10 protein-coding genes are annotated in these 12,956 nt (G+C 43.7%); all 10 read right to left on the bottom strand.

Annotated features, from left to right (window positions below; genetic code table 11):
- Nucleotides 1–54: 54 nt before the first annotated feature.
- The gene (locus tag KFO40_RS19250; protein ID WP_087317054.1) at nt 55–1,329 is read right to left on the bottom strand and encodes a hypothetical protein; all 1,275 of its coding nucleotides are present in this window, start codon (nt 1,327–1,329) and stop codon (nt 55–57) included.
- Between the two features lie 259 nt (nt 1,330–1,588).
- Nucleotides 1,589–2,623 carry a DUF4857 domain-containing protein gene (locus KFO40_RS19245; protein ID WP_087317051.1) on the bottom strand — a complete coding sequence of 345 codons (1,035 nt, stop codon included), beginning with the start codon at nt 2,621–2,623 and terminating at the stop codon, nt 1,589–1,591.
- Between the two features lie 41 nt (nt 2,624–2,664).
- Nucleotides 2,665–3,333, bottom strand: coding sequence for a hypothetical protein (locus KFO40_RS19240; RefSeq protein ID WP_015532263.1), 669 nt, complete (start codon nt 3,331–3,333; stop codon nt 2,665–2,667).
- 70 nt (nt 3,334–3,403) lie between these two features.
- Nucleotides 3,404–4,291, bottom strand: a complete 888-nt coding sequence (locus KFO40_RS19235; protein WP_004314891.1) for an ABC transporter ATP-binding protein — start codon at nt 4,289–4,291, stop codon at nt 3,404–3,406.
- A 23-nt stretch (nt 4,292–4,314) separates the two neighbouring features.
- Nucleotides 4,315–4,881, bottom strand: a complete 567-nt coding sequence (locus tag KFO40_RS19230) for a PepSY-associated TM helix domain-containing protein (RefSeq protein ID WP_087321566.1) — start codon at nt 4,879–4,881, stop codon at nt 4,315–4,317.
- On the bottom strand, nt 4,868–5,455 hold the full coding sequence (locus tag KFO40_RS19225; protein WP_008642972.1) for a hypothetical protein: 588 nt from the start codon (nt 5,453–5,455) through the stop codon (nt 4,868–4,870). Before KFO40_RS19225 ends, KFO40_RS19230 begins: the two co-directional genes overlap by 14 nt.
- Nucleotides 5,456–5,562: 107 nt before the next feature.
- Complete coding sequence (locus KFO40_RS19220; RefSeq protein ID WP_211146704.1) at nt 5,563–7,191, bottom strand: fimbrillin family protein; 1,629 nt, start codon at nt 7,189–7,191, stop codon at nt 5,563–5,565.
- A gap of 56 nt (nt 7,192–7,247) precedes the next feature.
- Nucleotides 7,248–8,759: a DUF6850 family outer membrane beta-barrel protein gene (locus KFO40_RS19215; protein WP_134985154.1), complete on the bottom strand. Its 1,512-nt coding sequence runs from the start codon at nt 8,757–8,759 to the stop codon at nt 7,248–7,250.
- Nucleotides 8,752–9,984, bottom strand: a complete 1,233-nt coding sequence (locus KFO40_RS19210) for a DUF4876 domain-containing protein (protein ID WP_118407423.1) — start codon at nt 9,982–9,984, stop codon at nt 8,752–8,754. The genes KFO40_RS19215 and KFO40_RS19210 overlap by 8 nt, the downstream gene beginning before the upstream one ends.
- Before the next feature lie 4 nt (nt 9,985–9,988).
- Nucleotides 9,989–12,826: a TonB-dependent receptor gene (locus KFO40_RS19205; protein ID WP_015532265.1), complete on the bottom strand. Its 2,838-nt coding sequence runs from the start codon at nt 12,824–12,826 to the stop codon at nt 9,989–9,991.
- Nucleotides 12,827–12,956: the final 130 nt, after the last annotated feature.

The following is a 12,956-nucleotide window of genomic DNA, read 5'->3' as shown; positions in this document are numbered from 1 at the left end:
ATTAGTTTATCTTTGTCTACAAAAGTAGGGAATTTATCATAGATATGTATACTCTTACCTATTTTTTATTCCCGGTGTGCCTCCGGTCGCGTGTTTGGACGAACGCCAGTTTTTATTGAGCGAGGACAACTCCGGAGATTTCTTTTCAAGCGAAATGCCGGTTATTTTGTCAATGGTGTGCATTTCATCTCTAAAACAACAAGTGTCAAAAGTATGTCCTGGTGCAGTCTCTTTACTACTCGAAAGTGCCAGATACCCACCATTATTGTTCAGTGCCGGGAAGTTCGGTATAATTATTATATTTTCTCCACCAACTTTATGTTTCTGAACAACTCTGTTGAAGTATTTCGTGAAACAAAGATAAGTTTTGGAAGGAATGGCTAGGGGAGTAGAAGGACTCTCATTTTGAAGGATAGTAGTATTGTATATTGTCCCGTCTTCATGCATTTTATATAGATAAAGTGCGGGTAAAATGACTGCCTGTTCAGTTGGATTATAGATTTCTACATATTCTGCACCATCAGTGGCATTGTTATACATTATTTCATTGAAAAGAAGCATACCTCTCACATCTCTCGGTAGTTCGGGAGTGTCCGGATTATCTGGAAGGTCCGTATCGGGGTTATCGGGTGTTTCGTCGGGTGATGTGTTCGTTTCTACGTCATTAGACAACTGTATGTGATGGAACGTGAATCCTTTACAACGGGTTTTGGTGTAAATGCAGTATATACCGCAGTAGCGGGAAGTCTGTATATCGGTATCTTTTATCTGTTTTTCTTTTACGTATTCATTCTCGGATTCAAGCCGTGTCCAAAAAGTCCAGTAACCGTTATTGTCACATTCTACTTTTATGTATAGTTTCGGTGAAGAGTTTCCTTTCATTAGTTCTCTTCCCGAAGCCAGTAGTTTAGATTGGTTTCCGTTTTGGCGATAAAGAGCTACATTATCTTTTGCTCCTCCAATCTGAATGTAATAGCCGTTTAAATTACCGGAAAGAATGTTTGAGGAAGAAGTCAGATAAAATCGTGCATAATTGTTGGCGGAGGGGTTGAAGGTGAGGTGAACTCCAAATTCCCAACGGGTGTTTTTTACAGAGGTAGAAGGAATGGTGATATATGCTGTTCCGGCGTCTTCCTGTGGATCATTTAGATGGATTCCTTCTTTAGAATTGATGGTGAATTTGTCCATCTCTCCTTCCCAAGGAAGTTCGGGTGTGATAGTGTCTCCTCCTTTTAAATCTCCCTTTTCTTCGTCATCAGCAGGGAGCGAACAATTATAGAACAATATGATGAAGATACTTAGGAAAGCAAATGCTTGGTAAACTTTCATACGGTTTTTAGTTTGAGTTATTTCGTTTTACCGTATTTGTTTGAGTATAATGCAGAAGCAATTGCGGTTTAAATAGTTGATGAGTCGGCAAAGGTAAACCTTTTGCTGGGAAAAAACATACTTATTGAAGAAATAATTGTAAATCCTTTTGTTTTCTCTAAATGCGTGGAAAGGAAACAGTGAGGGGTTATCAAAAGTCACATTTAATTTATTGACTTTTGATAACCCCTCACCCATGTTACATTCAATTATTGAAACATTATTCGAAGCGTGGCATTACATATTTATCTGTGTAAGATGTGAACGTAATACCTGGCATGGAATGAACGTTCGATTCGTTCTCCAACTTCTTTATCAACGAATAATCGTTGGCGTCCAATGCGTAATAGTTATCTGAAGCCGGAGTTGTCACACGGACTGTCCAGTCGAACATATTACCGATGATGGTGAGCGCATCCGTTTCCGGATCAAATGCTGGGATTCCTGTTTTTACGATTTCATACGTCCGGTTCTGCAACACATAGAAAGCGTTGTTGGCATCGGTCATAAAAGCAAGCGTCTTTTTATTTCTGAACTCGGTCAGATACAGATGTTCTAATGTCAGGCCTTCAGGCAAGGTGATGGCACGGACATACGGGCGTCCTTTCACCTGTTTCAGATGAAACAGACGACGGTCGGCATCCAACAGAAGATAACCTTCGTCATACTCCTTTTTCACCGTCGGATTTCCTACGATTTCCGTTGCCGGAAAACGAAAATCCTTCTTAGTCATAGCTTCGGTAAACTGAAGGCTTTTGTCTTCCTTCACGCTGTTGGTAGCCATGTCGATAAATTCGATCCCTTTGGAGGTGATACGGAATACGTCATCCGGCATTTTCAGGTCCACACGTCCTGACATAGATTCCATCAGTGGGTAAAGCCCGATAGAAGGTGCGTTTATATCCGAAGGCACACTGCGGAAGTTGAAGTTTTCTGTCTGCACCATTTTAGGAGTCATTGCGATTCCTTGAATGGTATCCGGAAAACGCTCATCAGACATCAACTGACGGAAATAAAACATAGGCAGGATGCTGTCGAAAGCAGCTTCCGAATAAATGTTTCCTGCAAGGTCGCGGCGCACGGTTCCTTTCCCTTCTTCTTGTCCCATCTGGGCGAAATCGCCAATTACGAAACTATACAGGGTAAAGGGAGTCTTTTCTGGCTTTACGACAAAGAAATTGTAGCACCAGGGCAACTGCCAAAGAAGCAGAAAAGCGATGGTTACATATAATAGTATGGTACTGAAACGTCTCATTTCTCAATCTTTTAATTTTTAATCTTTAATTTTTTTATTGGTTAATCCTGTTTTCCGGCCTTGAACCGTACGATAGAGAGCCACGAGAAAGAGGCTGTCAACAAAGTATAGACCACTAAATAAGGGAGAAACTTGTTGTATGCTTCCGGCGTAGGCGACAGGAAGAAGATTCGGAGTAACAATACTGCGATAATGAGATTCAGGATACGGCGTTTCCATGCCGGTTCGAGGCAAATCCATGCGACGAGCAGATAGCCGGAGATGCCGGCGAGATACCACGTTAAAGCGGTAAGCAGTATGTGGTTTTTGAGCTCATGGGCAAGGATTCCGTTCAGATAGATCTCCATCAACAGGAAATTGGAAGCGAAGCAGACAAGAAGCAGTATGAGTCCGGAGAGTAACATATTGCCCGTCATTTTCAGTTCCGGATAAGGCAGATGGAGGGTCAGTTTCAAACATTTGCGTTGCATCTCGGGGACAAATTGCACGATTGCCATCAGGATTCCGGCAATCAGAGGAATATATTGCAACATATCAATGAAGATGACATCCCGTTGCAGCATGACTTCCCATACATGGGCAGCCCCTTTCATTTCTACCACCCGGTTGATACGGAGCATACAGTAGCCTGTAAAACCAAGTGTGGCGAGCACGGCAAGCAGAAAATACCACCGTGTCTTTATCCATTCTTTATAAAATATAGCGTACATTCTTGAGGATTTATGATTTATGAATGATGATTTATGGGTTACGAGTTGCCAACTCTTATTCTTAATTTAATCAGTATTTCCCGGTGAGGCCGATAAAGGCATCTTCCAAATTGACTTGCTCACAGTGCAAGTCTGTATAGGGCACTGACATTGATTTCAGTTTGGCTTCTGTTTCTGCCGGTTGCAGGAAGGAGAAAGTCTCCAACTGGTTCCGCATGATGGAAGGATGGTAGAAATCATCCGATGCAGGAAGCTCGTAACCTTCGGGAATGGTGAAGGTGTAGCGGCGTCCTTTTTCCAGTAATTCGGCGATTGGTTTCTGAATCAGTATCTTTCCGTAGTCCATAATAATGCAGTCGTCAACGAGACGTTCCATATCCTGAATGATATGCGAGGTCAGAAAGACGGTTTTACCTTCCGAACGGGCATAGTCGCGGAGATAGTCCACAAACAGGCGGCGGTAGCCGGGATCGAGTCCGAGCGAGAAGTCGTCCAGTACCAGAAGTTCCGGGTTTTGTGCGAGAATCAGTCCGAGAGCTACTTGAGAGCGCTGTCCGCAGGACATACGTGAGATGCGCTGTCCGGTAGCTACTTTCAATTTATTCATCAGTTCGTAGTACGCTTCTTTTTTCCACTGGCCGGGGTAGAAGGCTGCGTAGAATTTTTCTATTTCGGTGATGGTCATGAATTGGTATTGCACATGACCTTCGATGAGCAGTCCGATATGGCGGCGCAGAGCCGGTGCCATGGTCTGTATCTCCTGTCCGAAGATGCGACATTCTCCCGAACGGGGTTTCAGGTAACCGCTCAAGATATTGATAGTGGTGGTTTTGCCCGTACCGTTCTTTCCCAATAGTCCCAGGATACGTCCTTTGGGCACTGTGAAACTAAGGTTTTCGTAAATCAACCGTTTACCGTAGTAGTGCGTCAGGTTGTTACATTCGATAATTTGTTCCATTTGATTTTATCTGTTATTTCGATTCAAAAGAAGAAAAGGAAAAGAATGGGAATCAAGATTCCGACTATTAGTTCTATTCCTCCTCTGCCGATAATGCCCTTGTTCCCTTTCAGCATGATAATGCCGGAAAGAGTAATGATAATAAGGGCGATAGCGAAAATATCCGCGAAGTAAGTCCACCATTGTCCCGGATTGTAATGTAAACGGGACATCGCTCCGATAAGCGGGCGACGGGTGACGGATTCATATACCGCTTCTCCTGTCTTCACGTTTACCAGAAGGCTGGAACCGCCTTTCAGGAAGACTTTCATTACGTCCGTTTTCGGGAAGTAAAATTTGGTATAGTTGCCGGTTTCTCCCAACGGTTCCAGTAGAGTAAGTACTTTCTCTTTACTCATTCCTGCTTTGTCCGGTAGCTTTTCCGCTATTTTATATTCTTTCCGTGTGATGGAGAAGTTCGGATTAATCGTGTCACGGTGATTCATTACAATTCCGGAAATGGCATATATCAATACCATTCCGGAAAAGAAAAATGACAGGTCACGGTGTATGAGCCGACTCCATTTACGGACAGTACTACTCCACTTCATACGAGTTGGCTTCCATAAAATAGAAAGATAAATACTCTTTTCCTGTTTCTGCTTTGCGGTCGGCTATTTTTGCGCGGAAGTCTGCGATGCGGGCTTCGGGACTGTTGGCTGTTTCGCCACGCGCTTTCTTTTCAGAGTCGCATCCGGCTTCACCGGTTCCGTGTTTTTCGGCAGCTTGTGCTTTGAGTTGTGCTTCCCAGTTTTGGAGGTAGGCTTCGTCGATGCGTTGTTCTTTCAATGTTCCGGTAACACGGACGATAGAGTTCACGCATTTAGGGTCGAAGGCTCCCAATGTTCCGGCTTCTACACGGATCACTTGGGTATCGTCACTGCCCATCAGGAAGATTTTCTTTGCACCATGTTTGCAGGTATGTGTGCAAACGCCTTCAATAGTTACTTCTTGTCCTGCAAGGTTTTCGGCATTGGCAAGGAGAGAATCAATTTCCAAAGCGGAAGATGCAGACTGTTCTGTAGTCGCTTCTGATGCGCTTTTCTGTTGTTTGTTACCACATGAAGTTCCGATAAAAGTCATTGCCATAAGGGCAATTGCGATTGTTAGCTTTTTTGTTTTCATTGTTATTGCTTCGTTTTTATATAGTTTGTAATCTGTTTTTCGTTTGTTTATAGCTTTTAATAGTTCGCCTTACGGGCGGGGAGTTTCAACCATGCTTGAAACAAATACTACTCCTTTTTGGCAGCTTGATCCCTTACGCAACGGAGTTGCATACCGGCTTTAATGCTGACATAAGATAATGATAATCTGCCTTCCGAATACTTTGCATTGATTGTACTCATTAATCCAAAGAACTGTATATTGGTAAGTAGTCCGCTGGTGCTATTGTATACGGGCTTGAAGGCAGTCGAAGTCATAAGATAATTCATTGCCGGTTTTCCGTGCCATGCAGTTTGAATATTGGCATCTTCTGCTATTGCCGTTTTTTGATAGCTGCCGGCACCTGTAAGGCTTGTTGCCATACGAACGCCGGAGAATTGGTAATTGAATCCTGCATTATTCAGTGATGATATTTTGGCGCCGTCATAAACTGCATCATAGAAAAGAGCTTTATCACCATCAGCCGGTACCTTGCCGTCGACATCATTCGTTGTTTTTCCTACCAGATTAAAGTATTCCAGACGTGTTGGTATGTGCCAACCTTTCGGACAAATACCTTGCGCTCCTTCAAAAGAGTTCAGATTACTTTCAGTAATTTCCTTACCGCCCAGTGCAACTTGGAAATCATATAGATAACCTAATTCTTTGATAGCACTTTCCTCTGTTGTGGCTACGGTTGCACCGTCAGCTTTGATTTCATACGGGTACCAAACATGGCTATCAGCAGTAGGATCGGTAGAAGGAGTATATCCTTTCGGAAGATAGATAAGCGGTTCAGCCATCCACGTAGTACCGTTTGCCAAAGTTACCGTGTTATATTTTACATTATCGTATAAGAAATAGTTCTCATCGAGATGTTCTTCGAAAGGAATCTCATTGTCTGCTCCGATTTCACCTTCATCTGTCCAGTTTTCGATGTCACCGATAAGTTTAACCTCTATATCGTCAGGCAATACACGGATGTTTACGCTGTATTGTCCTCCTTGCGCTAAAGTAGTAGATGTGAGTTTCTGCGACAAGGTCTTGCCATCAGAAGTTGCTACTTCGAGCGTCAAAGCTACCGTTTGGGGAACGATGAGGGCGCGGTAAGTTTTGTTCGCTTCAACAACCTGTGCCGTAATGTTTGTAGCTGCGACATTCGCGTCAGCAGTAACTGTAAGGGCAGCCAGATCAAGAGTTGCAGTCGGGATAGAGCCTTTCAATGCAATGGATGTTATGTTGGCTTCTACTTCCTTTGTTACATTAATGACCAGTTTGGTAAGCAGATGCTTAAAGTTCATTGTTATAGTATTTACAGTAGGAAGTACATCTTTATTGCTTGCTGCCATAAGGTCTGATGCCCCATATCCGGTGGTCTGATCGGCTTCTACAGAAAAAGAAGTAGGAGTATTACCTTCTCTATAAGGATAGTATGCTACTATCTGCGATTTGTCATTTCCTTCCGGATACCAAAGCAAGTCACCTGCAAATACTCCGTCATTGAATGTCATCTGTTTATTTTCCGCATATACGAAGTCATCGTTTTGGATGATTGTAACGCCAATTTTATCTCCGGTCTCAAAGTTAACTTCGGTAGCGCGTGTGATAACAGGCGAGATAGTAATACGACTGTTGGCAGGTGTCAGCGTTTCGTTCTCTTCCTGCTGGCAAGATACCAAAAGTGCTGCTGCAAAGATAAATGTTAAACTCTTTTTCATTGCTTAATAATTTAGTTTATATATATTCATTGTTTTCAAAAAGCATATCCCGGTCCTCAAAAAGTATATCCTAACTTGATAGTCTCATTCCAACGGCTCGAACCATCTATATAGTGAAGGTTGAAACCGCGTGTATAACTTCCCTGTACTTCAGCATAGATCCCATGGTTGAAATGATAGCGTAAACCGAGACGAAGCGTTGCTTGTGGAGCGGTAGCATATTCATTCTGCAGATTATAATAATCTGTCAGACGATAAGGTGGATCACCCGGCTCCGTATCTGTTGCAACGACTCTGTTTTTCTCGGTAGAGTTTCCTATGGCAAAGGAAGCGGCTGCCTTTAAGTCAAATTTCCCTATATGAAACACGCTGGATACATAAGTCTGCGTACAAAGCATCTTTTCCGACGCTACATACGGATACATCTGGGTAGTCAGTCGTTTGAAAGTTGAAATATGTGTTCCCAAACGAACTTCTGTACGAGGACTTATAAATTCATATTCGGGATGGACCGAGAAAGCATCTCTTTCGAAAATGCGGTTGGAGCCGTTGATATAAGTCGTCGTTATTCCGTTAACAGTCTCCTTATTAATCACATTCTCGTTGTTGACCAAATGTGACCATTGCAGGTTCAATCGTAGAAAATGCTCTTTCTTTCCCTGTTTGAAATGATAACTCAAATGAGAGGCAATCCGGTGAGTGGGGAATTTGAACCAGATAGCATCTCTTTCACCGGCAGACCCCGAAGAATAGGTATATTCGATATCTCCATAAAATCCCTTCCATTGAAGTTGCAGTGCTCCCCCGTTAGACAGTTCTTTGATCGGAAAGCCGTTGATTCCCGATTCGCTTAGATGAATCCCGCTGCCGTCCCATGCTTCATAAGCTCCATACATCAGTCCTTTATCCAAGAAGGCGTTGTAAGAGTTTTCGGTAGTCCCGATTACTTCCGCCTTGATCGATTCGCTGTTTTTGCTGAATATATAAGAAAAACCAATGGCTAGATCGCCCGAGTGATACATCACGCTGGGGGCTACTTTCAAATCCAGTCGATAATTGGTATGTCGCAAGTCTTTCCGTTTGGAATAGTTGGAGGCGGCAAAGTCAACCTTTCCTCCCAATCGCCAGTTAGGTGCAATATCTGATGCAATACCGCCCATAAAAGCGTATCGTTGCAGGTCTTTGCGTCCGGGGGTGAACTCCAGAATGTCTACCGGATAAAATCCCGGCTGGATAAACATGGAACCACTCATGTCCTTACCGGAAGTATGATCGAATGAGAAAGAACCAGTCAGCGAATACCCTTTCAGATGAGTGATAGACTTGGCTATTGCTCCGGCATTCCATGATTTCTCCGCTTCGTAAGAGTGGTGGAAATCACCATGGTTATTCTTACCATACAGTTCGGCATAGGAAGAAGAGATGCTATCCATCCTGATACCTGTGACATTTTCTCCGGCATTCCAGGGATTACGCCGTTCTATAATGTCGTAAGTCTGTGCCGAAACGCCGTACACTATACATAGTAACCAAAGACCTGTTATATATATTTTTTTCATCTCACTCATGCAAAGATTGTTTTTCTCTTTCATAAAAATCGGTAGAAGAGTTGTTGGTGTCCATCAATACTTCATAACCTGCTTCCTGCGTAGCTTCTTCGTCCACATGTCGATATAAGCTGCGTCCATTGTATGTCGCACTTTGAGTGACATATCCTGCGTCGATGGAAGGAGATATACGTTTCTTGTTGTTGGAGGAACCACCGTAGTACACTTCCGCTCCGTCAATCACCCAGTCGAGCGGAACTGCTATCACCCGGTCGGTGGTACTTCCCGGTTTTTGTATCACACTTCCCTCTTTTAGAACAAAGTCCTGTATCGTGGTATCCTTAGCTTTAAAGATAACCGTAGCAGGAGAAAAAATAGAGAACGAGTAAGCATTTGCCTGTCCGGTTTTCAATACCACATTCAGATAATGATCCGGTGTGATCTGATCGCCCGGAGCCGGATGATACTGCGTATTCGGAAAATAAACGTTATTGTAGCAGACAAAATATCCCGGTTTGTTCAGATTGACAGATTGCGGGTATTGCGCTGCATGGTCAACTGCTCCATTGATGGCAATCACTGCATCTTCTCCCGGTTGAAGCGGGAAAGTCTTGCCGGTACCGCCAAACTGCCAGATGCACTGAACGATGGGAGCAAAATCCCGGAAGATGGTTGCTCCGGTTATTTCATCCTGTGTTACCCATACATTGGTAGCTTGTGAGTTGTAAGGATCGAGCGCTCCGAAACATAAACTATCGAGATATTGCACTTCCGAATCGTTATTATGCAGGATTATATATTTGTCGGACTGGTAGTTTCCCTCCAGCGGCAACTTTGTACATCCTCCGCAATAAATCTCCTTAATAATAATAGCCCCGGCTCTGGAATGGATGAGCGGGAGGTTGAACGCCATGTTTCCGCTGGTCAGTTTCACATTATCGGCCAGCCCGTTGAAAATATCCTGTCCGTCCTTGTCGCTGACCTGCACGCGATATATACCTTTAGTCAGAGAGAATTGCGCCACTCCGTTCTTGTCGGTTTTAGCCTTATAAGAATTTCCACGGTCGACGTCTTCAATCTTTACGGTCACTCCTTCCCGGAGATATTCCGAGTATCCATCCGGGTATACGGCAGTCACTTGCAGGCTGTGCAACTGATCGTCGTACGGATTTTCTTTATCAAGATCCGTGCATCCTGCAAGGAGGCCGGTCACTGTTAGTAATAATATGTAGATAGACTGCTTCATATCTTTAAAATTTAATACGGCAAGTAAGTCCATAATAGAAATCCGGGGTAAAGAGCGCGCTCACACCGGTTGCATGAGATTTTACATACGGCCGTGAATTGGTGAAATTGATAGCGTTGAGAGAAAGAGACACATGGTCGCCAATCTCTTTGGTTATGTTGATATTGGCGGAGAAATAAGGATCATATCCATCCGCTGCAAATGTGTAGGCATTGCCCGATTTGCGTATCAGATAAGAGAATTCCGGATTCTCGGCTTCGGCTGACGTGAAAGGATGCATCTCATTGTTCAGGTCGAGATATGCCACCGGCCAGATAGCCGTATAAGAGTCACCGTTATAAATGCTTCCACCCGTTTGGGCATTGCTGCTTTCACTTACGTTGAACGCGTATTCTTTTCCCTTATATTCGGAGATATTCTGCGAACGCTTCACAAGCGAAGCCTCCAGTCTGCATGAAATAATCAGTCTGGCTTTCGGAATACGGGTGATGGCTGTGATATTGGCATCCAATGAGTGGGTACGTTTACCGTTGGCAGTCGTCGATAAGTTGTCGCCATTGGCATAGATACCTACATATTGGTAGGAGCGGTTGGCAAGACTGGTGTGCGACCATCCGTTCTGATAATAATAGGACAAAGAATTGTCGATATATTTAGTATAAGCATAGGAGGCATCTAACCGGAATTGCGTACGGATAGGAGTTATTTCCGGGAAATCAACAATCATTTCCGCTCCACGGCGAATGACGTCCATTCCATTATCGGGAGAGGTTGACTTGACAAAAGTCTGGTCGGTCACCTTTACATCCATAGGAGTCCAGTAGCTCGATGCATTGTCACGTATGTACACCATTCCCGTCTGATTATCCACATTGATTTGCGGATTAGTCGGCATAGTGAATCCCTCCGGTAATTGGAGAACATCGTAAGAGAACGGGTTATAGGAACTCGTGTATTTATACGGTAACTTGGTACGGTTGAAATAACCGACTAGCGAAATCCTGGTCCGGGCTATATGGACGTCAATGCCCAATTCCGAATTCTGATTCCGTTGCCAGCGTAGATTCTCATTGTGCAGTAATGTGTAGGGCTGGCTGTAATAGATATAAGATGATTCATTGTTATTATAGGAAAAACCGAATGTCTGTATGTCCCGGTATTCCTGTTTGGGGTACAAGGTATAGAAAGAGGGAAGCTTTTCAGTGATTCCCCAACCGCCACGGATAGCGATATGTTCGTTCAACTGCCATCTGGCATTGAAACGTGGTGAAAGAGTATTCAGGTTTTTATAGTTCGTTCCCTTGATAAACAAATGTTCCCAACGCACTCCCGCCATCAGTCTAAGCAGGGTGTTTCCCACTGGTAACGACAGACTTTCTTCGGCATAAAGCGAAACGTTATGCATATATGGATAAGCGGTGTAAGGGCGGGGGCGATAACCGTTCGGAGCCAGTGAAGGGTCTTTGTAATATTCTCCTTCACCCACATTCCCTGTTGCTTTCCACTGAACACCCGCTTTCAGGTTGCTGTTTACAGTCTTGAACCGTCTGTTCCATTCATACTTTAACGATGCGGCATAATCCAGTTCTTTGGAGTCGATGATCTGATCTGCGAAGTAGGTATATGGCAGTTTGCTTGCCATAAAATATCCTTCTTGCGTGGCATGAACAGCCGGCTGTTCCGATGCATACGAATAGAAAGTATGTGCATGGGAGTTATTGTCATTGTAGTATACCGATGCGTCGAACTTGAGGTTGGTGACCCACGATTTATTGAGCAGCCAGGCCAGTGAAGTGTTTGCCCGGAATACGTTATCCCTCACTTTGTTGTATTCTCCCGAATAGGCATCCGGGTCATCTTTGGTATTCATTCCTCCGATATTACCTGTAACACCGATATCGAATCTGAACACTTTGCTGAAAGTGTTGCTATATCCGGCAGAGAATCCCCTTCTTGTATAAGACGAATAGGGAGATACCAACTTTTGGGTAGCCTTTGTCCATTCTCCGTTTATGTTGATAACGCCTTTGTCGTTTCCTAAATCCAATCCTTTGGAGAAGGAAACCTGTTCGGTGCGGGGATTGATGGACAATAATATGTTCCAGGGTGTTTTCCCTTTCCGGGTGTGAATCTTGACCATTCCGCTATTCAAATCCCCGTATTCAGCCGAAGGTACTCCGGTGATGACTTCAACCGATTCAATATCCGCCACGGTGATATTACGGGTATCTGCTCCGTTCATATTTCCAAATGAGCCATTATTGCCAATACGTACCCCATCCACTTCAACGGCTGTCCCAAAGGCTGCATTACCGACTGTCGACCCTCCGTCGCGTAATGAGAAGATATTATTAGTGGTAAGATCCGGCACTTTTGTCTTTCCTCCCGGAAGAAGAGCGGAGATATCGCTCACGTTGGATACCTGCAAATGTTCCAGCGCATTATTACCGATAGTGAGCGTAGTGTTTAACTCATTCTTGGGCGCTTGTGCAGTAACGACTACATCATCCAGTGCAAGCGTGTTTTCTTTGAGTTCTATATGTAGGTTTTTGATATTACTGTGCACATTTACCGGAATTGTTGCCGGTACATAACCCAGAAAAGAAACTTCCAGATTATATTTTCCCTCCTGCACTCCTTGTATCGTGAATTCGCCTTTCTGATTGGATACAGCCCATAAATAGGTGCCTTTAATGAGAATGGAAGCACCGGGCAAGGGGGAATTCGTTTTGGGCTCGGTCACACGTCCCGAGATTGTATAGATGTTTGAATTAGCTGCGGCCTCAAATAAATTGAAAAATAGCAGCCCCCAGAATGCTATGTTAAAAAGACAATATTTCATAGATAAGTTTTGTGCAAAATTCGATAAAAACCAAGTTTATATCAATCACTATAAATAGTTATTTTCACAAATCTTAATACCTGCAACTGGGGATCTTTTACCTAATAATGGGTACCTTTTCTTTAATAGG

This window comes from Bacteroides sp. 1001302B_160321_D4, from assembly GCF_015667765.1.
GTDB lineage: Bacteria > Bacteroidota > Bacteroidia > Bacteroidales > Bacteroidaceae > Bacteroides > Bacteroides xylanisolvens.
This window is presented reverse-complemented; position numbering and strand designations above follow the sequence as displayed.